Annotated in this window: 17 protein-coding genes; 9 read left to right on the forward strand and 8 right to left on the reverse strand. The window is 62.9% G+C overall.

Annotation, left to right across the window (positions count from 1 at the left end):
* Window positions 1-976: 976 nt before the first annotated feature.
* The 8 genes from rsmG to rpmH all read right to left on the reverse strand — a co-directional run bounded on the left by rsmG (window position 977) and on the right by rpmH (window position 8621).
* The gene (gene rsmG, locus HMPREF9153_RS05015; RefSeq protein WP_004810043.1) at window positions 977-1615 is read right to left on the reverse strand and encodes a 16S rRNA (guanine(527)-N(7))-methyltransferase RsmG; all 639 of its coding nucleotides are present in this window, start codon (window positions 1613-1615) and stop codon (window positions 977-979) included.
* A gap of 1824 nt (window positions 1616-3439) precedes the next feature.
* Window positions 3440-4468: an alanine racemase gene (locus HMPREF9153_RS05020; RefSeq protein WP_004810047.1), complete on the reverse strand. Its 1029-nt coding sequence runs from the start codon at window positions 4466-4468 to the stop codon at window positions 3440-3442.
* Between the two features lies 1 nt (window position 4469).
* Window positions 4470-5597 (reverse strand): lipid II:glycine glycyltransferase FemX, encoded by a 1128-nt coding sequence (locus HMPREF9153_RS05025; protein ID WP_306425478.1) that lies wholly within the window; start codon window positions 5595-5597, stop codon window positions 4470-4472.
* A gap of 196 nt (window positions 5598-5793) precedes the next feature.
* The gene (locus tag HMPREF9153_RS05030; RefSeq protein ID WP_004810051.1) at window positions 5794-6408 is read right to left on the reverse strand and encodes a Jag family protein; all 615 of its coding nucleotides are present in this window, start codon (window positions 6406-6408) and stop codon (window positions 5794-5796) included.
* Window positions 6409-6484: 76 nt separating this feature from the next.
* Window positions 6485-7564, reverse strand: a complete 1080-nt coding sequence (yidC, locus tag HMPREF9153_RS05035) for a membrane protein insertase YidC (RefSeq protein ID WP_004810054.1) — start codon at window positions 7562-7564, stop codon at window positions 6485-6487.
* Window positions 7564-8037 (reverse strand): membrane protein insertion efficiency factor YidD, encoded by a 474-nt coding sequence (yidD, locus tag HMPREF9153_RS11855; RefSeq protein ID WP_080564861.1) that lies wholly within the window; start codon window positions 8035-8037, stop codon window positions 7564-7566. Before yidD ends, yidC begins: the two co-directional genes overlap by 1 nt.
* The gene (gene rnpA / locus HMPREF9153_RS05050; protein WP_023032155.1) at window positions 8034-8480 is read right to left on the reverse strand and encodes a ribonuclease P protein component; all 447 of its coding nucleotides are present in this window, start codon (window positions 8478-8480) and stop codon (window positions 8034-8036) included. Before rnpA ends, yidD begins: the two co-directional genes overlap by 4 nt.
* A 6-nt stretch (window positions 8481-8486) precedes the next feature.
* A complete protein-coding gene (gene rpmH / locus HMPREF9153_RS05055; RefSeq protein WP_004810058.1) occupies window positions 8487-8621 on the reverse strand; it encodes a 50S ribosomal protein L34 in 135 nt (44 codons plus the stop codon).
* A 364-nt stretch (window positions 8622-8985) separates the two neighbouring features.
* Here rpmH and dnaA point away from each other — a divergent pair, with 364 nt between their 5' ends.
* The 9 genes from dnaA to HMPREF9153_RS05100 all read left to right on the forward strand — a co-directional run bounded on the left by dnaA (window position 8986) and on the right by HMPREF9153_RS05100 (window position 21832).
* On the forward strand, window positions 8986-10494 hold the full coding sequence (gene dnaA / locus HMPREF9153_RS05060; RefSeq protein ID WP_004810063.1) for a chromosomal replication initiator protein DnaA: 1509 nt from the start codon (window positions 8986-8988) through the stop codon (window positions 10492-10494).
* A gap of 565 nt (window positions 10495-11059) precedes the next feature.
* Window positions 11060-12220, forward strand: a complete 1161-nt coding sequence (gene dnaN / locus HMPREF9153_RS05065) for a DNA polymerase III subunit beta (RefSeq protein ID WP_015583545.1) — start codon at window positions 11060-11062, stop codon at window positions 12218-12220.
* Between the two features lie 142 nt (window positions 12221-12362).
* Window positions 12363-13016: a DUF6226 family protein gene (locus tag HMPREF9153_RS05070; RefSeq protein ID WP_004810066.1), complete on the forward strand. Its 654-nt coding sequence runs from the start codon at window positions 12363-12365 to the stop codon at window positions 13014-13016.
* Window positions 13017-13074: 58 nt separating this feature from the next.
* The gene (gene recF, locus HMPREF9153_RS05075) at window positions 13075-14259 is read left to right on the forward strand and encodes a DNA replication/repair protein RecF (RefSeq protein WP_004810068.1); all 1185 of its coding nucleotides are present in this window, start codon (window positions 13075-13077) and stop codon (window positions 14257-14259) included.
* Window positions 14252-14857 (forward strand): DciA family protein, encoded by a 606-nt coding sequence (locus tag HMPREF9153_RS05080; RefSeq protein WP_004810070.1) that lies wholly within the window; start codon window positions 14252-14254, stop codon window positions 14855-14857. The genes recF and HMPREF9153_RS05080 overlap by 8 nt, the downstream gene beginning before the upstream one ends.
* 104 nt (window positions 14858-14961) lie before the next feature.
* Entirely contained in the window at window positions 14962-16155 is a 1194-nt protein-coding gene (gene manA, locus HMPREF9153_RS05085; RefSeq protein ID WP_004810071.1) for a mannose-6-phosphate isomerase, class I, read from the forward strand.
* Window positions 16156-16423: 268 nt separating this feature from the next.
* Window positions 16424-18481 (forward strand): DNA topoisomerase (ATP-hydrolyzing) subunit B, encoded by a 2058-nt coding sequence (gyrB, locus tag HMPREF9153_RS05090; RefSeq protein ID WP_174266661.1) that lies wholly within the window; start codon window positions 16424-16426, stop codon window positions 18479-18481.
* A 50-nt stretch (window positions 18482-18531) separates the two neighbouring features.
* Complete coding sequence (gene gyrA, locus HMPREF9153_RS05095) at window positions 18532-21207, forward strand: DNA gyrase subunit A (RefSeq protein ID WP_004810076.1); 2676 nt, start codon at window positions 18532-18534, stop codon at window positions 21205-21207.
* Window positions 21200-21832: a DUF3566 domain-containing protein gene (locus tag HMPREF9153_RS05100; protein ID WP_004810079.1), complete on the forward strand. Its 633-nt coding sequence runs from the start codon at window positions 21200-21202 to the stop codon at window positions 21830-21832. The genes gyrA and HMPREF9153_RS05100 overlap by 8 nt, the downstream gene beginning before the upstream one ends.
* The last annotated feature ends 110 nt before the right edge of the window (window positions 21833-21942 follow it).

A 21942-nucleotide genomic window follows, 5' to 3' on the forward strand; every position in this document is an offset into this window, starting at 1 on the left:
CTCAATGGGGACTCAACGGGGAAGCGGAGCCGGGGTTAAGCGCGGCCAGCGGGGACGCGGCGCTTGCGTAGCCCACCCCGGCGTGAAGCGTAGCCAGCGTGAAACGGACCCAAACGCGAGACGTGCCAGTGCGCAACGCGATCAGCGGAAGGCAGCCCTGGCATGAAACGAGGCTAGGGCAAGACACACCCACCGGGAAGCGGACCCCACGTAGTCCAGACGCCGCGGAACCAGTGCCGATGTGAGGCGCGGCGCCGATGTGGAGCGCGGCTAATGTGAAATGCGACCAGCCGAAAGGTCGGAAGGGTGCAGGTGCCCTTCTGATGCGACTGGCTTTCCCTTCGGAGCGGCACCGACGCCGTCTCCAGGCCAGTACCAGATGCGCCGATGAACGCTTCCGATGGAGTCAGCGGTACTGCCCTGTGCTGCCATCGCAGCCGCCCGGTCTAAATCTTCGATACCCAGACTGATGGAGTCCCCCTGGTCGGACCAAGGATCCACACCGAGACCGATGTTTCACGTGAAACACCTCCCCCCATGCCCGATCGACGTGAGGCGAAACTTCCAGCCGCTTGTGACGTCGAGCACGGCGGCGCACTTCATCGTCACCGCCAGGGACGACTCCAAAGCACCTCTCATCGCCGAGTTCGTCGTGCTCTCTTACGTCGTTCCGGCATCGTTTTCCGTAGGAGAGCAGACCCGTGCACTTAGGTCCCGTTACGGCCTCGTCCTCCTAGGCAAACCATCGCTCCATACGAAGATGGCAGCCAGTTCTACGCCTTTCGAGCCGTCACAAGAAGCACACTCGCAATACCCGCCCATGATCACCACGTCGGCCGGTGGCCGCCAAACCACCAGGAACAGCGGCCGCGGATACATTCGACCGCCTCTGAATTGTGACTTCTACGAGTCAGTCGCGACTGGGTGTCCCCTCAGCGACCTGATCCAGGGTCTCGGTGGTGGGCCGGACGGCACCTCATGCATTCTCAGATCGGCAGACGCGCACTGCGCGCGTGACCTCCGACGATGGGTCAGCACGAACGAGGAGTACTTCGGCAGAAAGATGACGCTTAGAAAGCTCCTTCTTCGCTTTCACGACCTCCTCTTCGGCTGACTGCCCCTTCAGGGCGAGGAGACATCCATTTTGCCCGAACAGCCCGGCCGTCCATCCAACAAGCGTGCCCAGCTTCGCAACTGCTCGGGAGACGACAACGTCAGCGGAGATTCCGGCGTCTTCGGCGCGATCGCGCACAATCGACACGCGGCCTGCTAGGTCTAACTCATCGACAGCCTCGGTCAAGAAGTTGGAGCGTCTCAACATCGGCTCGATCAGTGTGATCTCGAGGTCCGGCCGCAAAATCGAGAGCGGGATTCCAGGCAAACCTGCACCACTACCAACGTCAGCGACGCGCGATCCTTGGGGAATCAGGCTTGCCAGGGCCGCACTGTTGAGGATGTGACGCTCCCACAATCTGTCGACCTCGCGAGGACCAATCAGTCCCCACTCGACCCCGCAACTAGCCAATATATCGACATAGCGTTTAATCGTCTTATAGCTGCCGCCGTACAGTCGCTCGGCTATCGCGTCGTCAGTCACCTGGGTCATGTCAGACATCCTGCCATGTCAACGTTCGGTAATCCGGCTGGCTCTCCCATCCACCATCTCTTGGGTGCCTGAATCACCAATTCCCGCGCCGTCGCGACCTGTCGAATCATGCCGAGCTTAGGTGGGGGCATGCTGACTGCTTCACCCCCTGTCTCAATCGTCCCGGACGTGTGCGACGATCCTTGATCGCCTCACCTCGACCTTGTTCACCTCCCGACGTGCTGCAGCTGAAAAGCCCCCGCTTGCCCCCTCGATCCGGTCGACCAGTGACCGCCGTCAACCGCCATCGGGCCTGGCCACGTCCATGATCACAGCACTGACAGGCACGCCACACCATGATGACAAATACCCCGAAATGGATTTCACGAGACCTCCGCAGTACAGCCGTCGATCCGTCGTAACTCTTCTTCGCCACTCTGTATGCCGTCACCACACCACAATGGGGGCCGACCCGCAGGGGGGAGAGTTGGCATCCTCCGGGGGCACATGCTTCTGCGGCTCAAGCGTCAACCCCACCGACCGCGGCGGGGGAGAGCTGAGATCCTCCCAGGGCCGCCATTACCCGGCGACTCCGATGATCGTGCTCAATCCGTCGCCTCACAACCCTGGCGCGTAGCCACTAATTCACCGGACGTGAGCGCGCTCGGTGAGTCACACAGCATGCGGAGCCCATAAGGCTCAAGCCGTCGTTTTTGTTCTCTCGTCAACCCTCCCCACCCCAAAGAAAGAGATACCGCCGGTATTCAACAACTTGTGCAGGGTGGAAAACCAGCGATATAGTTCACCTCTCGATCTCGCGTACTTCCGGCGCTGCCGTCCAGAACGAGGTTTAGGTGACGACATCATTGAGTCATCTAGACTCAGCTTATTCTCTGATTGTGGATGAGCTGCACGGATCCCACACAATCTCTTCCACCCTCGTCTCGGTCCGCCGACCTCTACGCAACGACAATCCCGGCTGCCATTTCCAGTGACTGATCGATTTGCCTGCTCACACGATGCTCACTCCTTGACGTATCGGTCGAGCTCACCAGCCCACGGCGGCCAGGCTTAGGATCGACCAGATCGAGCTCGTATATCTTGTTTTGTCCGCATCGGCGCCGGGGTCGCTCGCTCACATGGGTCCTTTTGAGGACACTCAGCATGTCCCCGAAGCGCCGCGCCGCAACGCCCAAGCTCCAGGCACCTAAACGGATCCCAGCAACCGATCGCGCCCGCCCGAAACACCCCCATCCATGGGGTCATCTGTTCCACGTGAAACACACCCCGGGCCTATTTATCTTTTTATCGATATATGTCTTAATACCTATAGCGTCTGTCGTCCCCGTCACGCAGCGACCACCCACCACGTCGCCAAACGCCAGCCCCTCACGCAAATGCCTCAACGCGTCAACGACGAAACGGCAACCAAGACCTCACCTCGTCACCACCAACGAACGCACAGCTCATCAAACTCACCTGCAAGCCAAGGGATGACAGCAGGGTAGTGGCCCCGTCGCAAGACGCGCCGTCACAGAAGCACGGCGAAACGCTTCCAGGACGGGCACCACATGCGTGTCAAAGACCCATGCATCTCACAGCACCGTCACGCCTCAAAATCCACGCAAGCGCGACAAAACATACGGCCTCACCACGTCACCACGCGGCTGCCCAGCGCACCTGACACACAGCTCGGCATCACAGCGCATACAGAGCACTCAACCGACGGCGGTGCCACACGGCTCGTCACCCCAACACACCGGGCGTTAACACCCCGGCGGTGCCACACAGGCGACAGGCGCCAGCGCTCACCAAGGCCACATGGCGCTGACCAGGGCCACATGGCCCCGAACGTCACTTCACGCGAATCTCATCGAAGGTCGCCGTCGTCATACGGACGTTCACCGGCACCTCGTCGCCAACCTGGGCAGGTTCTCCGGGGCCCCCAACAAAAACAAGCGAGGAATGCATGTGAGGAGGCTCTGCGAAGACCGCTCGTCGTCCCGCGACGGTGAAGGGACTCGTCACCCGTCCCACCATCTGCTGCAGAGCCTCAGCCCCCGGGATGAGCCATTGCCGCAAGGACCCGGCAGAGATCGGCGCCGACAAGGCAACGCCATGAGCCGTTCCTCCCGACACCACGACAATGTATCCGTCAGCACGGGTCTTTATTCGGTGATAACCAACCGGCGTTCCCTTGGGCAGCCAGTGGATGTCCAGAACCGTTCCCGTCACCCGGTAAGCGTCGACGTCACCCAGCCACAGCCGGGTCCCGACACGCATCCGCACCGGGACGTCGAGTTCCTTCGACAATGTGACGTAGTCGTCACAGCTGAGATGGGAGAACCAGATACCGCGGGACGCCATCGGATGACGCATGACGGTTCGGGCCATCTCGCGCCCCTCATCCAGAGTCGCGCCTGACGGAAGGTGAATCGTCCATCCACGCACGTTCAACCCGTCAAGGTCCAGGGCCGCGACCTCGTCTGCGCGCACGCCGTGGCGGTGCATGGAAGTCTCCACCTCGACGAGGATCGGCGCGTCCGGGGCAAGCTCACGCACAGCGGCGACGTCTTCAACCCGCGAGATCGTCGTGATGACCTTCGGATCACTCAACAGCTCAGTGGCCACCTGGTCACCGGGTCGCCACGGGTTGAGGACGACGACGTCCTTGTCCCAACCATGCTCACGGACCGACGCCACCTCTTGGGCCACGCCAACAGCAATGACGTCGACACCCAGGCGCTGGGACTCCTGCACCGTCAATGCGTGTCCGAATCCGTACCCATTTCCCTTGGTCACAGGCACGATTCCCGGGCAGGAATCAACGAATGCCGTCAGGTAGTTGTGCCAGCGTTGCGCATCAACGGTGAGTTTGAGCATGTCAGCGTCTCTTCATGTAGAGGTCAAATGCCTTGTAAAGGATGGGGTTGATCGGCTTGTCCCACTCTCCGGGGAAGGCCACCGCCTGGCCACCACTACCGACCTTGAACTGGATGAGGCCGATCTCCGGATCATCAGCACCCACACCGGCGACGATGCCACGCATGTCGTACACAGCGCATCCCGCTTCATTGGCGGTGCGAATCATGGCCCACTGAATGGCATTGGATCCACGCACTTCACGCTTGGCCGTGGTCGATGCGCCATAGGAGTACCAGGCGTGCTCACCAACGGTGACGAAGGTCGTCGAGGCGACGAGATCGCCTTCGTGCTCAGCGAGGAAGACCTTCATCCGGCCGTCTTCCTCAGCATTCAGGACGTCCCACATTTGCTCGAAGTACTCCAGCGGACGTCCCGTGAACCCATCACGCTCGGCGGTCTCCAAGTAGACCTTGTGGAATCGCGGCAAGTCTTCACGGGTTCCGAGCTTGACCTCGACGCCAAGCTTGTTGGCCTTCTTGATGTTGCGACGCCATAGCTGGTTCATGCCCTTGAGGAGTTCGTTCTCGGTCTTCTGAGTGCCATCCTCGTGGCGCAACGGAAGCTGGAAGTTGAACTGCGGCTGCCCGGCGGCGAATCCGTGGCCACTCTCGTCAGTCACCCATCCGCCCTGCTTGAGCACCGACAAGACGCGCTCACCCTCAGGGGTCGTGACGTCCGGTTCCACCTCAGTCAGTGAGGTGACGTTGTCGTCGGCGATGGCGTCCTTGATCGTCTTGGTACCCCAGATGCGGTGTACGACGGCCGGACCGATGCGCACGGCGAAGGCCTGGCGTTTCTTGACGTGGGCAACCAGGGCGTCAAAGTGCCCGGCGATGTCGTCGCGGGACCAGTCGAGGACCGGTCCTTCCGGCAGATAGGCCAGGTAACGAGGCAGCTTGGGGAGCTTGCGGTAGAGGATCAATCCGACACCGGTGAGCTCGTCACCGTCGTAGAACCCGATCCGTTCACCTCGCCACTCCGACTTCACCCGCGCCCAAGCCGGGGTCTGCAAAAAAGAGGCTGACCCTCGGGCCGCAATAAACTCGAGCATCGTAGGGACGGAAATAGGGCGAACGGAAATCGTCACACATCCGACTATAACGTCGAAATAATCCCCTCATCAAAGGCGCCAGCCGTGTCTGCCGGCTTGATCGACCCAACTCCGGCACCGCTTTCGCGTCAGCGAGGACGGACCCCCGTGGTCAAGACGGGCCCGCTACAAAGAAGAGCCCGGCGAGTATCACACCCACCGGGCTCCACGTCCATGACTCACTGCGTATGCGTCACTGCTCCTGCGTGATGACCACGTGACGCTTGGGCTCGACACCCTCGGACTCGCTGACGAGTCCCGCGGCCGCAACCGCGTCATGCACGATCTTGCGCTCGAAGGGGTTCATGGGAGCCAGGTGAGCCGGCTCACCGGTCTCCTTGACCGACTGAATCGCCTCAGTTGCCAGGGCCACCAGCTCCTTGCGACGCGACTCCCGGTACCCGGCGATGTCGAGCATGAGGCGGGAGCGATGCCCGACCTCGGTCATGACGGCCAGGCGGGACAGCTCCTGCAGGGCCTCCAGGACCTTACCGTCCTTGCCGACGAGGGTCTGGGAATCCGTGACGATGGAGACGTGGGCCCGCCCGCTCTCCACATAGGTGTCGATGTCACCATCCAGGTCGGCGATGTCGAGCAGCTCCTCGAGGTAGTCAGCGGCGATGTCACCCTCCTCATCCAGAGGGTCACCAGGCTCCTTGTTGTCACTCTCCTCATCGTCCTCGTCCTCGACGTCATCCCCTGACTCGAGGTCGACGTCGTCGTCCTCAATCTCCTCGACATCGATATCGCCGCGGTTCTCAACCTGATCGACGTCGAGCTCCTCGATGCGCTCGCTGCTCTCGCTCATCGTTGTTCGTTACCTCTCAAAATCAACCAGTCATACTGGTCAGTGGAATGGTTCATGACGGGTCCGGGGCCCGGCCTCACTTCTTGCGTTGGGCTCGCGTCTGCTTGGCAGGCTGCTGGCGACGGACGACCTGACGACCACCACTGGCGTCCTTGCGTACCGTCTGACGGGTGACACCCTGACGGGCAACCATCGGCATCTCGCCATCCTCAGCAGTTGCCACCGGAGTGGGGGCGACGACCTTGCGGCGACGCTTCTCACGACGGGCACGCTCGATCTCGTCGGGATCCTTGCCCTTGGCGATCATGCGCTCACGCCAGTCGATGTAGGCCGGGGTGTTCGGCGTCGGATTGTTACGAATGAGGATCTCCTGCTGACCGAGAGTCCACAGGTTCGAGGTGCACCAGTAGAGCATGACGCCGATCGGGAAGCTCACACCGGAGAACAGGTACATCAGCGGGAAGAGGTAAATCATCATCTTCTGCTGCTGTGCCATCGGGCCGGTCAGGGACTCCGGCGGCATGTTCTTCCGCATCAGCTGAAGCTGGGTGTAGAACAGCGTCGCCACCATGATGATGATGAGAACCAGGGCGACGACCTGGGTGCCGCCGAAGCCGTCGTTCATCGGCAGGAAGCGACCGGCCAGCTCAGCGCCGAAGAACTTGGCGTGCTGCAGGGATTCCATGAGCCCCGGATTCTCGGTGAAGAAGTGACCGCGGGCAATACCGCGGGAGGCACCGTCGAGCACGCGGAACAGAGCCAGGAAGATCGGCATCTGCAGCAACACAGGGAGACAAGACGCCGCCGGGTTGACCCCTTCCTCGCGGTAGAGGTTCATCATCTCCTGGCCGGCACGTTCCCGGTCGTCGCCGTACTTCTCCTGAATGGCCTTCATCTTCGGCTGGATGAGCTGCATCGATCGCGCAGAGTTGATCTGCTTGACGAACAGCGGCACCAACAGCAGGCGGATGAAGATCGTCAGACAGATGATGGCCAACGTCCACGACACGCCAGAGTCGCGACCGAACAGCGGCGACCACAGGTAGTGGAAGAGGACAAGCAGGCCGGACACCGCCCAGTACAGCGGCACCATGATGGCGTGACCCATCGCATGGAGGGCGCCGCCCAGGCCGAGTATGACCAGCGGGTTGAGCATCAGTTCTCACCTCGGGTGTGGGAAGGGGTACCCATGTGGGTACTCCCCGGATCGGTGTGTCCGGGGATGGTTCGTGGGACCGATCCGCGATCCCTCGGGTCATCACCCGTCAGGTCATCGGTCGGTTTCTTTGTGGAACGCGCGAGCTCGGGGTGGAGTTCACGCCATTGTCTTGCCTCGGGGGTGCCCGGCACTGGGTCGTACCCGCCGTTGGACCATGGGTTGCATCGTAGGATCCGCCAGATGATCATCGGCGTCGCCCGGAACACTCCGTGCACCCTCAGGGCTCGCAGACCGTAGGCGGAACAGCTCGGCTCGTACTTGCAGACGTCTCCGTAAAACGGCGAGATGAAGGCACGCCAGCCCTTGACGAAGCCAATGACCAGCCACGTGAGGGGACGAAACCGCCGCAGCGTGCCCCACACGCCACTGCTGTGATCCGGTCGCCGTGCCGGTACCGCTGCAGCCATCATCGAAGTTTCCGCAGTGCCTGGTGCCATGCGCCGTCGAGATCCTTCGCGACTCGACCCGGTTCGGTTGCGGCAGCCGGCAGAGCCCGCACGACGATGACGGTGCCGTCCTCGAGTTCGTCGACGAGGGGACGACACAGGTGCCGCAGGCGCCGCTTCACACGATTGCGGGTGACGGCATTACCCACGGCCTTGGAGACGACAAAACCGACCCGGGGCGCAAGCTCGGATCGGGAAGTGATCGGTCCGTCGGACGCTGATGGCCCACCGGTACCACAGTTGTCCACAGCGGCTGTGGACAACTCGGTGATGTCGGTCGGATCGGGCCGAACCTGTGCACATCGTCCAGCGTGGACGACGAGAGTAGGACGGCCTGATCTGACGCCCCCGCGGACCGCGGCGCGGAAGTCACCGGGACGGTGCATCCGCGACCGGGCGGGCAGCATGGGGACTCAGGCCGACAGCTTGGCGCGACCCTTGCGACGACGAGCGGCGAGGATGCCGCGGCCGGCACGGGTGCTCATGCGGGAACGGAAACCGTGGTTGCGGGCACGACGACGATTGCTGGGCTGGAAAGTGCGCTTCACGGGGATGTTCTCCCTTGTGTCTCGGGGATCACCCGGGGGATCGACACGAGCCGATCCCATGTGTCCGGGGCGCCCGGATGGGCGCAGGGGAAGTGGACGCTGAAGACAGCGACCGGATAACTGTACGTTGTCGACCCCGTCATCGGCAAACTGACAACCTCGCAACGAGTAGTCATCGAACAACACCCATGAAACCACAGTCATGTAGTCCTCTGACCCGCTTGACAAGCCACTCAAACCGGTTGCGGATGGACCCGTGACTCACTAGCGTTCGACAGTACGGTGCCCCTCCGGTGCCTTGACACACGGGTTGTGGAAAACTGTGTGGACAACTCTCGACGACTTCTAGGGAACAGGTGGTGGAATGTCCGACACCCCGTTCGGCGACGCCGACCACCCCCGTCCCGCGCCGATCCATCCGGACGCCGTGCTGCCCCCACCGATGAGTTCGCAGCCGGTTGACAGTGATCCCACCGAAGCACTCAACGCGGCCTGGGACGAAATCCTCAAGAAGGTCTCCAAACCCAACCGGGCGTGGTTGTCCAACACCACACCGGTGACGATGCACGGCTCGACCGTCATGATCGCCGTCCCCAACGAGTTCGCCCGTGAACGCGTCGAGTCCAAGATGCGACATGAGCTCGAGGAACTCCTCTCCGACCAGTTCCACAAGGGCATCCATCTCGCCATCACCATCGACCCCGATCTGGAGTTGGCCCTCGGTGCCCCCGAACATGACGACGAGGAGGAAGAGGCTCCCGTCCCACCGGCCCAATTCGTTCCCAAGGTCACCGTCGGAGCGACTGAACCCTCCACCCAGCCAGTCCCCAGTGTCGATGATGACGAGAGCACCCGGCTCAATCCCAAGTACACCTTCGACTCCTTCGTCATCGGCGCTTCCAACCGATTCGCCCACGCGGCTGCCGTCGCCGTCGCCGAGGCTCCCGGCAAGTCGTACAACCCGCTGCTCGTCTATGGCGGCTCCGGACTGGGCAAGACCCACCTGCTGCACGCCATCGGTCGCTACGTGATGTCGTACTACGACAACGTCAAGGTGAAGTACGTCTCCACCGAGGAACTCACCAACGACTTCATCAACGCCATCGGCACCAACCGCACCAGGGAGTTCCGTCGCTCCTACCGCGACGTCGACGTCCTGCTGGTCGACGACATCCAGTTCCTGGAGTCGAAAATCCAGACCCAGGAGGAGTTCTTCCACACCTTCAACACGCTCCACAACGCCCAGAAGCAGATCGTCATGACCTCCGATCGGCCACCGAAACTGTTGGAGGCCCTCGAGCCCCGCCTGCGCAGCCGATTCGAGTGGGGTCTGTTGACCGACATTCAGCCTCCGGATCTGGAGACCCGAATCGCCATCCTGCGACGCAAGGTTGCGGCCGAGAAGATCGAGGTCGAGCCGGATGTGCTGGAGTTCATCGCCAGCCGCATCCAGACCAACATCCGTGAGCTCGAAGGCGCCCTCATCCGGGTGACGGCCTTCGCCAGCCTCAACCAACAACCGGTGGACACCTCCCTGGCCGAGGTCGTCCTCAAGGACCTCATTCCGGAGGGACGAGAGACCCCGGTGACTCCCGAGCGAATCATCGCCGAGACGGCCAGCTACTTCGACATTTCCACTGACGACCTTCTGGGCACCTCGCGCGCCCAGACTCTCGTCACTGCTCGCCAGATCGCCATGTATCTGTGTCGTGAACTCACTGATCTCTCGCTGCCCAAGATCGGTGCTGAGTTTGGTGGCAAGGACCACACCACGGTGATGCACGCCGACCGCAAGATCCGCGCTCTCATGGGGGAGCAGCGTCAGATCTTCAACCAGGTCTCCGAGATCACCAACCGCATCAAGCAGTACTGAGCGGTTCTCCACAATTCTGGGCGCCTCCAGGACCGCCATCGGCCGTCCCTCCGGTCATGCTGCTGTCTGCCCGATCCCGGCCTGAAACCATGAGCGCAGGACCCATTCCCACCCCCCAGGCACCGTCTTGACCCGTGCACGGACGCGTTCGTCCCCATCCCCACACTCGGGTGTGGAAAACCAGTGGATAGTCGGGGGACAACCATGGGACAACGTCGGCCGTCCACAGGAACCCCTTCGGCACACACATCCGGTCCACGTCGTCATCCACATCACCAAAAACTCTGTGACAACGGGTTTCAGGGATTATCCACAAGATCCACAGCGGTTATGACGATGAAGAAAGGACATACATCTCCATCTCTTAAAAATCTGTGGGTGTGGATTTGGGGACAAGGCCTCCTTCGCCGTTGCTCACCCGACGAGATCTACTGACGGAATTTTCCCCGACATCGCCGACCACACCCTCAACGTTGGCATCACGTGGGTGCGATTCGTCCTGTGGCATGGATATGATCGACCTGCAAGCACCATGGGGTGCAAGACGCCAAGTCAAGGGGACGCAGTGAAAATCCGTCTGGAACGCGATGTCATGGCCGAAGCTGTCGCCTGGGCTGCCCGCAGCCTGCCGAACCGGCCGACAGTGCCGATCCTGGCTGGACTGTTCGTACGCGCCGAGGGTGACTCCGTCGTGATGTCTGCCTCCGACAACGAGACCAGCGCCCAAATCACCCTTCCCGCCCAGGTTGACGAGCCCGGCGAATCCCTGGTTTCCGGCAAGCTGCTGGCCGACATTGCGCGCAGCTTGCCCAACAAGCCGGTCCAGATCACCACGGATCCCGCCAAGATGGATCTGGTCTGTGGATCTGCCCGCTTCACCCTGCAGGCCCTGCCGGTCGACGAGTACCCCGATCTGCCGCAGATGCCGGCTGCCACCGGAACCGTTGAGGCCGATGTCTTCTCCCGGGCTGTCGCCCAGGTCGTCGTGGCCGCTGGACGCGACGAGTTGTTGCCGGTCTTCACCGGCGTGCGCGTCGAGATCAACGGCGAGGTCCTCTCCCTGCTGGCCACCGACCGTTACCGCATGGCCCTCAAGGAGATCACCTGGAACCCGGCCGCCACCGACGCCGAGGCCACCGCCCTGGTGCCGGCCAAGGTCATGAACGAGACCGCCCGCTCCATGACCTCCGGTGAGCACGTCACCGTGAACCTCTCCTCGGGCGAGAGCGGCGAGGGTCTGGTTGGTTTCGAGGGTGATGGTGCCAACGGTGTGCGTCGGATGACCACCCGTCTGCTGAGTGGCGAATTCCCCAAGGTTCGTCACCTCATGGACATCAAGGCCACCCGATCGGTGCGCGCTCGTACCGACGAGCTCATCAACTCGGTGCGTCGTGTCTCCCTGGTGGCCGAGCGCAACACCCCGCTACGCATGGTCATCAATGACGACTCGGTCGCACTGTCGGCCGCCACCGGTGACCAGGCCCAGGCCTCCGAGGCCATCGAGGCCATCGTCACCAACCACGTTGACGGAGAACCCACCATCACGGCAGCTGGATTCAACCCGCACTACCTGTCCGACGCCCTCGGTGCCTTGGACACCCCTTACGTCCACTTCTCCTTCACCGCTCCCGGCAAGCCCTGCCTGGTGACCGGACTCAATGATCTCGACGGTAAGCCGGAGACGGATTACCGCCACGTCATCATGCTCATGAGGCTTCCCTCCTGACCGATCCCACGACACTAATGGGCCTTGTCGACGGGCATGATCCGACAAGACCGACTCGTGAAGGTTCCATAGCACTCTGACTTGTGGACCAGGGGCATGGGGTGCTGGATCGTCCAGTCAGTGGGATTGCCACACTGTTGGCATGACAACCATCGCTGACGTCCGGACCGAGGTCGACCGCGTCTTCGATGCCCTCAACGCGCCTTCCTGGCCCGATCCCCACGCTGACAACCAGATAGCGGCCGAGGAGGAGTACAGCAGGGTTACCGATCCACAGCGGTATCGAGCTCTCGTGCTGCGTCTGCAAGCCTGGCAGCAGGCCCTTTCCACTCTGTGCGACGTCGGCGTCGACACCATGGCCAAGGGGGAGGACCAGTTGCAGCAGCGTTGGTCGAGCCCGCACGGAAACACCCTGCCGCTGCATGTCTCCGTCGTCACCTTCGACCAGGTTCCCTTCGTCGGGCTGTCCGTCACCTCCGACGCCGACCCCTTCGACATCGTCCCCGACTGTGCCTGTGATGCCTGTGACTCCGGGTCGCAAGACCTGTTGGCCGTTCTCGACGACGACATGACGGCCCTCGTCGACGGCAGTCTCGTCTCCATCGTCGCCCCCTCGGACGCGGATCGATCGGCCTTCCGGCTGGTGGCCACCAGCCGACGCTGTGCGTTGGAGTGGGGAGGAGACGGTCCTGCGCCGTTGTCTGAACCGGAAGCCGTCGTCGATGCCATTCGCAGCGGTGATGATCCACTCCTCCCCGAGGGCTGCGTCGTCCTGCACGGCAGGCCATGGCTGTGAACAACTCGCTCCGGTAACCTGACTCGGACGGCCTGACAGCGGTCGGAGGGAGGTCCGGATGTTCGTCGAGCGTCTCGAACTGGTCGATTTCCGCTCCTACGTCCGCGCCGACGTCCCCATGACAGCGGGGGTGACGACCTTCATCGGTTTCAACGGTCAGGGAAAGACCAATCTCGTCGAGGCCGTGGAATACCTGTCCACCCTGTCGTCACACCGCGTCAACAATGACACCCCGCTGGTGAGGTTGGGAGCTCATCAGGCCGTGGTGCGCGGCCGAGTCCGTGCCGGGGCCGAGGATTCCCGTAGTCTGCTCCTCGAGGTCGAGATCAATCCGCGGCGTGCCAATCGGGCACGGATCAATCGCGCTCCACTGACCCGACCTCGCGAGATCCTCGGGGTGTTGCGAACCGTGGTGTTCTCGCCCAATGACCTTGTCATCGTCCGTGGTGATCCGTCAGATCGTCGCACCTTCCTCGACGGGCTGGTGATGACACGATGGCCGCGGATGGCCGGGGTGAAGTCGGACTATGAGCGCGTCCTCAAACAGCGCAATGCCCTGCTCAAGTCCCTGGCTGGAAGGGGACCGTCGGCGGGAGCCGAGATCGGCGCGACCATGGAGATCTGGGACGACGAGTTGGCCACCATCGGTGCCGAGCTCCTGTCAGCTCGGCTTGACACCTTGTCGGCTGTCATGCCACTGACCTCGGCCGCCTACCGTGAGATCGCCCCGGTCAATGACCTGGTGACCGCCTCGTACAAGTCGACCATCGACCTCGACGGACTGTGGTCACCTCCCCAGGAGGGCCAGATCCCCGAGCCCATCGACCGCAAGGAGCTGGCGAACCGATTCCTCGACGCCCTGGCGAAACGGCGAGCCGACGAGCTCATCCGTGGCGTCACCCTCGTCGGTCCACAACGCGACGACATCGTCCTGCACATCGGGGAAATGCCGGCCAAGGGGTATGCCTCCCATGGTGAATCGTGGTCATTGGCGCTGGCCTTGCGGCTGGGGTCCTTCCAGTTGCTGCGGGACGACGGCATCGAGCCTGTTCTCGTCCTCGACGACGTCTTCGCCGAACTTGACGTCACTCGACGTGGACGGCTGGCGTCTTCAGTCATCGAGGCTGATCAGGTCCTGGTGACGACCGCAGTAGCCTCGGATGTTCCCGAGATCCTGCGTGGGGAGAGGTTCGACGTCGGTGGCGGCCAGGTGCTGCCCCATGAGGGGAGTGACGATGACTGACGGAGTTGATCCGCGCGACCCGGTCGTCCCTTCCGACGAGGACCGTCGCCTGGCAGCCGACCATGACGACGAAGGGGTCGACGTCGCCCTGGCCATCGCTCGAGCTTCCCGTGGTGAACCGGCGGGAACCCCGCGTCGTGACGACGCCGGTGAGGTGTTGTTGCCACCACCTCGACGCTCCATGGTGAGGAGACGTCGTCGTCCTCCCAGTACCCCGACATGGTCTGGCCCGGGAAAGGATGCCCGCGACCCGATGGCCCTGGGGGATGCCTTCACCAACCTTGTGAAGTCCAAGGGATGGGGACGTCAGGTCAACCTGCACCTGGTCCTCTCACGCTGGCCAGAACTCGTCGGTCCGACCAATGCTGAGCACTCCCGTCCGGTCAAGTATCAGGGCACGGTCCTGACCGTCCGTACCGAGGCGACGGTGTGGGCGACCTCCTTGCGCACCATCGCGCCACAGCTGGTTGCCGAACTCAATCGTCGGCTGGGTGAGGGGACCGTCACCAGGGTCATCATCGAGGGCCCCACTGCTCCCAGTTGGAAACACGGTTCCAGGTCTGTGCCGGGTCGTGGGCCGCGCGACACCTATGGCTGAGATCACTGACCCTTGAGGGCGTCGGCATTGAGCGAAGAACCCGCGAGAATATGGCTCACATAGGGTGATACCCGTAACGTTGTACTCGACCATGAGGAGGTCAGATGCAGCGTTTGGTCGGTGAGGTTCAGCACTACGACTGGGGATCGGATCAGGCAATCCCCGAGATTCTCGGCGAGCAGCCGAATGGACAGCCGTGGGCTGAGTACTGGCTGGGGGCTCACCCCAAGGCTCCGTCAGTTCTGGCCGACGGCGTCACCTTGGATCAGTGGCTGGCTGACCACCCCGAGGAACTCGGGCGGGCCAGCCGCGACGCCTTTGGTGATCGCTTGCCCTTCCTGCTCAAGATCCTGTCGGCCTCCCATGCCCTGAGTATCCAGGCCCATCCGTCGCGTGAGCAGGCCGAGAGGGGATTCGCCGCTGAGAACGAGGCGGGAGTGGGCCCGGGTGATCCCAATCGCATCTTCCGTGACGACTGGCCGAAGCCCGAGATGATCGTCGCTCTCACGGATTTCGACGCTCTGTGTGGTTTCCGTGACCCGTCCTCCTCCCTGGTTCTGCTGTCGGGACTGGGGAAGCTCGACGGACTGGGTGAGGTGCTCGCGCCGCTGGGCCAGGACGACGGACTGGCCAAGGTCGTCGCGACGGTGCTCTCGGGTGACGAGAAGGTCGTGACCGTCGTGGAAGGAGTCGTGGCAGCCTCCCGCACGTATCTTGAGGAGGGCACTGACGAGGCTGTTCGGGGCCTGGCGCGCACCGCCGTCGAGCTGTCCGAGGACCATCCCGGTGACCCGTCCATCCTCGTCGCCCTGCTCATGAACCGGGTGCGACTGGCACCTGGTCAGCAGATTCACCTGGGAGCCGGCACCATGCACGCCTACCTCGGTGGCACCGGTGTTGAGATCATGGCCAACTCCGACAATGTCCTGCGTGGTGGCCTGACGAGCAAGTACGTCGACGTCGATGCCCTGCTCGACCATGCCATCATGACTCCCGAGCCGTGCGTCGGTGAGTACGCGGTTCAGGTGTCCCCAGGAGTGGGTCTCTACCGCACCGAGTTCCCGGAATTCCGGTTGTGGGCCTTGCAAGGACACGACGACACCCTCTTACTTCCGGCTACCGACCTGGGCCGGATTCTCCTCGTCACGGAGGGGCAGCTGGTTGCTCACTGCGACGATGAGGACTGTGAACTGAATCGTGGTCAGTCGGCATGGCTGCCGGCAGGCGGGGAGGTGACGGTGACTGGCCAGGGGCGTGGATTCCTGGCAGGCGCCGGGGTTGACGCTGACCACTCCTGAGCTGATAGAGGTGTGAGAGGCGGCGTACCGCTGCAGACGCCGTGACCCCCATCCCGGACCCCGTGGTCGGGGATGGGGGTCGAATCGCTCACAGACCCTCTCAACGTCCGTCTCGCGGGTTCCGGTGTCCGGTACCGCTCAGGATTGCGGTAACATCGGGGCGTTGGGCTCTCCGTCGGCGCATGACATCCGACGGTGACGCCAACCCCGGAGGTCACCGTGACCTCTGCAGAGACACAGGAGCGCATTGCCCGTGAGCCAGCCCGAGATGCCCGAGTCCGTGACCGACGGGGACACCCCCGAGGACCTTCTCATCGACGCCACCGATCATCCTGACGTCCTTGACTCGGATCTTTCCCCGACGACCGTCGACGGATCCTATGACGCCGGTCAGATCACTGTCCTGGAAGGTCTGGAAGCCGTCCGGAAGCGTCCCGGTATGTACATCGGTTCCACCGGTGAGCGCGGTCTGCACCACTGCGTCTACGAGATCGTCGACAACTCGGTCGACGAGGCAATGGCCGGTTACTGCGACACCATTCAGGTCGAGCTGCTCGACGACAACTGGTGCCAGGTCACCGACAACGGACGTGGTATCCCGGTCAAGGAGCACCCCGTCGAGCACATCCCTACCGTCACCCTGGTGCTGACCAAGCTGCATGCCGGCGGCAAGTTCGGCAACGGGGGCTACAAGGTCTCCGGCGGTCTGCACGGCGTCGGTTCCTCGGTCGTCAACGCCCTGGCCTCCCACTTCGTCGTCGAGGTGCGGCGTGACGGCTACCACTGGCGTCAGTCCTTCAGCCTGGGCGAGCCGGACGGCCCGTTGGAGCAGCTCGAGGCCCTTGGCCCTGACGAGCACGAGGGCACCACGGTGCGCTTCCAGCCCTCCGACGAGATCTTCGACTCCATCGTCTTCGAATACGAGACCCTGTCGAACCGCTTCCGCGAGATGGCCTTCCTCAACAAGGGACTGCGGATCATGCTGACTGACCGCCGTGAAGGTCATGTCGACGAGGACGGCAATCCCATCCACGAGGACTTCCTCTACAACGAGGGCCTCAAGGACTACGTCCGCTTCCTCACAGGCACCCGCGACGTCATCAATCCCACCATCATCTCCCTGGAGTCCCATCGTCCTGAGGAGGGCATGGGTCTGGAGATCGCGATGCAGTGGAACACCTCGTACACCACCAGCGTCCACACCTTCGCCAACGCCATCAACACCATCGAGGGTGGCGCCCACGAGGAGGGCTTCCGTGCCGCTCTCACCAACACCGTCAACCGGTGGGGCGAGACCTGGGGACTCATCAAGAAGCGTGAGGACCGCGTCTCCGGTGACGACATCCGCGAGGGACTGACCGCCGTCGTCTCCATCAAGCTCACCGAACCGCAGTTCGAGGGCCAGACGAAGACCAAGCTCGGTAACGCCGAGGCCAAGTCCTTCGTCCAGAAGGCTCTCAACGAGAAGCTCTCCGACTGGTTCGAGGAGAACCCCAACGAGGGCAAGAACATCGTCCGCAAGTCCCAGGCGGCCGCCCAGGCGCGTGTCGCAGCTCGCAAGGCCCGCGACCTGGCCCGTAACCGCAAGGGTCTGCTGGGCTCGACCTCCCTGCCGGGCAAGCTCAAGGACTGCTCCTCGACCAACCCGGAGGAGTGCGAGATCTTCATCGTGGAGGGTGACTCCGCCGGTGGCTCGGCCTCCCAGGGTCGTGACCCGCGGATCCAGGCGATCCTGCCGATGCGAGGCAAGATCCTCAACGTCGAGAAGGCCCGTCTCGACCGCGCGCTGAGCTCGGAGACCATCGAGTCGATCATCAACGCGCTGGGAACCGGCGTCCACGAGGACTTCGATCTGGATAAGTTGCGCTACCACAAGATCATCCTCATGGCTGACGCTGACGTCGACGGCGCGCACATCCGCACCCTGCTGCTGACCCTGCTGTTCCGGTTCATGCGCCCAGTCATCGACGCCGGTCACGTCTACCTGGCCCAGCCGCCGCTGTTCCGGCTACGGTGGACGAACTCTCCTCACGAGTTGGCCTACTCTGACGAGGAGCGTGACCTGCTGCGTCAGGACGGTCTGGCCCATGGCAAGAAGCTGCCTCAGGTCAACCCGATCCAGCGCTACAAGGGTCTGGGCGAGATGGATGCCGAGGACCTGTGGGACACCACCATGGACCCCGACAAGCGTTTGCTGCTCCAGGTGACCCTCGAGGACGCCGCCCTGGCCGACCAGATGTTCTCCATCCTCATGGGTGAGGACGTCGAGCAGCGCCGGTCCTTCATCCAGCGCAATGCCAAGGACGTCCGCTTCCTCGACATCTGAGCACCCCCTCGAACCCTCCCCTCATCCACTGATCATTCAAAGGACACTCCATGGCTGACGATGAGAAGCCCGACGAGCAGAACCAGGCCGACCGTCAAGGACTGGTGACCGGCCGCCACGTCGGGATCCAGCCGGTAGAGATTCGCGACGAGATCCAGAATGCCTACCTCGACTACGCGATGAGCGTCATCGTCGGGCGAGCACTGCCCGACGTGCGCGATGGCCTCAAGCCGGTGCACCGTCGCGTCATCTACGCGATGTATGACGGCGGCTACCGTCCCGACCGCGGCTGGAACAAGTGTTCCCGTGTCGTCGGCGACGTCATGGGCAAGTATCATCCGCACGGCGACTCGGCCATCTATGACACCTTGGTGCGTCTGGCCCAGCCGTGGGCCATGCGCCACAAGCTGGTCCAGGGCCAGGGCAACTTCGGTTCCCAGGGCAATGACGGCGCGGCCGCCATGCGATACACCGAGTGCAAGATGGCTCCGCTGGCCATGGAGATGGTCCGCGACATCGACCAGGACACCGTCGACTTCCAGCCGAATTACGACAACAAGGAGACCGAGCCGGTCGTCCTGCCCGCCCGGTTCCCCAACCTGCTCGTCAACGGGTCCTCGGGCATCGCGGTCGGTATGGCAACCAACATCCCGACCCACAACCTGTGTGAGATCAACGAGGCCGTGCAGTGGTCCCTGACCCACCCCGAGGCCTCCCAGGAGGAGCTGCTTGAGGCGTGCATGGAGCGGATCAAGGGTCCTGACTTCCCTGGTGGCGCGCTCATCGTGGGCCGTCAGGGAATCGAGGACGCCTACCGGACCGGCCGTGGCTCGGTGACGATGCGTGCCGTCATCGACATGGAGGAGGACAAGAAGGGACGCCAGTGCCTGGTCGTCACCGAGTTGCCCTACATGTGCAACCCCGACAACCTCGCAACCAAGATTGCCGACCTGGTGAACTCCGGTCGTATCAACGGCATCGCCGACATTCGTGACGACTCCTCGGCCCGTACCGGTCAGCGTCTGGTCATCGTCCTCAAGAGGGATGCCCAGCCGCGCGTCGTCATGAACAACCTGTACAAGCACACCGCTCTGCAGGACACCTTCGGCTGCAACATGCTGGCCCTGGTGGACAACGTGCCGCGCACCCTGCGTCTGGACCAGTTCATCAGTTACTGGATCGACCATCAGATGGAGGTCATCCGCAGGCGTACCGAGTACCGTCTGGCCCAGGCCGAGAAGGACGCCCACATCCAGCGGGCCCTCGTCAAGGCCCTCGACATGCTCGACGAGGTCATCGCCCTCATCCGTCGCTCCCCGAACACCGAGGCCGCCAGCACCGGCCTGCAGGAGCTGCTCGACATCGACGAGATCCAGGCTCGCGCCATCCTCGACATGCAGCTGCGTCGTCTGGCCGCCTTGGAGCGTCAGAAGATCATCGACCGTCTCGAGGAACTCGAGCGTCTCATCGCCGGTTACAAGGCCATCCTGGCCAGCGAGGATCGTCAGCGCGAGATCATCTCGACCGAGCTCGCCGAGATCGTCGAGAAGTACGGTGACGAGCGTCGCACCCGCATCATCGCGGCTGACGGGGACTTCTCCGAGGAGGACTTCATCCCCGACGACGATGTCGTCGTCACCATCACCCGTGGTGGTTACGCCAAACGCACCCGCACCGACCTCTACCGCGTGCAGAAGCGCGGTGGCAAGGGTGTTCGCGGTGCGAGCCTGCGTGCTGACGACGAGGTGGCCCAGCTGTTCACGACCACCAACCACCAGTGGATCCTCTTCTTCACGAACATGGGCCGTGTCTACCGCACCAAGGTGTGGCAGCTGCCGGAGGCCGGCCGTGACGCCAAGGGTGGTCACGTCGCCGGACTGCTGAGCTTCCTGCCCGACGAGAAGATCGCCCAGGTCATGACCCTGCGCTCCTACGAGGACGCCGAGTACCTGCTGTTGGCGACCCGTAAGGGCCTGGTCAAGAAGACTGCCCTCAAGGCCTACGACTCCTCCCGTCAGGCAGGCGTCATCGCCATCAACTTCCGTACCGAGGACGACGAGCTCATCGGTGCCGAGCAGTGCTCGGCCGAGGACGACGTCCTGCTCATCAGTCGCAAGGGTCAGGCGATTCGGTTCTCCGCCGGTGATGACCAGTTGCGGCCGATGGGTCGTGCCACCTCCGGCGTGACCGGCATGAAGTTCCGAGATGACGACGAGCTGCTGTCGATGTCGATCATTCACTCCGACATGCCTGAGGACGACCGCTTCATCTTCACCGCGACCGACGGTGGCTATGCCAAACGCACTGCCGTCTCGGAGTACCGCCAGCAGGGACGTGGTGGCCTCGGCATCAAGGCCATGGCCCTGAACGAGGAGCGTGGTTCCCTCGTCGGTGGCCTGGTGGTCAGCGAGGCTGACGAGATCATCGCCATCAAGACCTCGGGTCAGATCACACGGTCGGCCGTCTCTGAGGTTCCCGCCAAGGGACGTTCGACGATGGGGGTGAAGTTCGTCTCCGTGCACGGTGACGACGCCGTCTCGATCATCGCGGTGAATCCTGAGCACGCGGTCGAGGAGGACGTCGAGGAAAAGGCTGTGGAAACCGCTGAAGGTGGTGCCACGCAGACCGAATCCGGGGATGTGCTTCCGCAAGGCGATACTGTGGACGACGACCGTACCGTCAATACGGCGGAAAGCGACATGAAGCCGGAGGACAACGGTGAGTGACGAGAAGAAGGTGACGCATCCGGGTCCCGATGATCCAGAGGCGACGCACTGGACTGCCGGTGACGCTCGTCGTACCTTCCAGGGGAAGGGCCGGCAGCGCCCCGATCCACGTCAAGAGTCTGATCGCAAGCGGACGACGGCGTCGACCCCTGCGGTGAAGCGCGCCGACGCGAGAGCGACGAAGTGGGAGAAGGCGCCCCATCAGCCGGATTCCCGTCCCGCCCAGGCGCATCAGCCCGCCCGTGCTGCCAGGCGTACTCGTAAAGCCCGGTTGCGTCTGACGCGTGTTGACCCGTGGTCGGTCATGAAGACGTCCCTGCTCTTCGGTGTCGCCGGTGCCATCATCTTCTTCATCGCGACGTGGATCATCTGGGGCATCATCGGTGCTTCGGGTGCTTTTGACTCGATGAACAAGGTGGCCAATGATCTCATCAGCTCCCCGAGCTCGAACTCGAAGTTCCAGTTGTCCGATTACGTCAACACTGGCCGAGTGTTGGGTCTGACGGCCCTCATCGGTGCCATCAACGCGGTGCTGTTCACAGCCATCTCGACCCTGTTCAGCTTCCTGTACAACTTGGCTGCGGAGATCATGGGTGGTCTGGAGGTGACCCTCGCGGAGGACTGAGGGCCCTGAAAGCGTGGAGAACGTCCCCGGATGTGTGAGCATCCGGGGACGTTTTGCGTTGTCAGCCGCGTCGTCATATGCCGACCACACGGGTTTGACGAGGACCGTTG

Source organism: Cutibacterium avidum ATCC 25577, assembly GCF_000227295.1.
GTDB lineage: Bacteria > Actinomycetota > Actinomycetes > Propionibacteriales > Propionibacteriaceae > Cutibacterium > Cutibacterium avidum.

What these genes read in the sequence shown, in the direction of transcription:
- rsmG (WP_004810043.1), bottom strand. Translation starts at nt 1,615, where the DNA reads ATGTCTGACATGACCCAGGTGACTGACGACGCGATAGCCGAGCGACTG.
- HMPREF9153_RS05020 (WP_004810047.1), bottom strand. Translation starts at nt 4,468, where the DNA reads ATGCTCAAACTCACCGTTGATGCGCAACGCTGGCACAACTACCTGACG.
- HMPREF9153_RS05030 (WP_004810051.1), bottom strand. Translation starts at nt 6,408, where the DNA reads ATGAGCGAGAGCAGCGAGCGCATCGAGGAGCTCGACGTCGATCAGGTT.
- yidC (WP_004810054.1), bottom strand. Translation starts at nt 7,564, where the DNA reads ATGCTCAACCCGCTGGTCATACTCGGCCTGGGCGGCGCCCTCCATGCG.
- yidD (WP_080564861.1), bottom strand. Translation starts at nt 8,037, where the DNA reads ATGATGGCTGCAGCGGTACCGGCACGGCGACCGGATCACAGCAGTGGC.
- rnpA (WP_023032155.1), bottom strand. Translation starts at nt 8,480, where the DNA reads ATGCTGCCCGCCCGGTCGCGGATGCACCGTCCCGGTGACTTCCGCGCC.
- dnaA (WP_004810063.1), top strand. Translation starts at nt 8,986, where the DNA reads ATGTCCGACACCCCGTTCGGCGACGCCGACCACCCCCGTCCCGCGCCG.
- HMPREF9153_RS05070 (WP_004810066.1), top strand. Translation starts at nt 12,363, where the DNA reads ATGACAACCATCGCTGACGTCCGGACCGAGGTCGACCGCGTCTTCGAT.
- recF (WP_004810068.1), top strand. Translation starts at nt 13,075, where the DNA reads ATGTTCGTCGAGCGTCTCGAACTGGTCGATTTCCGCTCCTACGTCCGC.
- HMPREF9153_RS05080 (WP_004810070.1), top strand. Translation starts at nt 14,252, where the DNA reads ATGACTGACGGAGTTGATCCGCGCGACCCGGTCGTCCCTTCCGACGAG.
- manA (WP_004810071.1), top strand. Translation starts at nt 14,962, where the DNA reads ATGCAGCGTTTGGTCGGTGAGGTTCAGCACTACGACTGGGGATCGGAT.
- gyrB (WP_174266661.1), top strand. Translation starts at nt 16,424, where the DNA reads ATGCCCGAGTCCGTGACCGACGGGGACACCCCCGAGGACCTTCTCATC.
- gyrA (WP_004810076.1), top strand. Translation starts at nt 18,532, where the DNA reads ATGGCTGACGATGAGAAGCCCGACGAGCAGAACCAGGCCGACCGTCAA.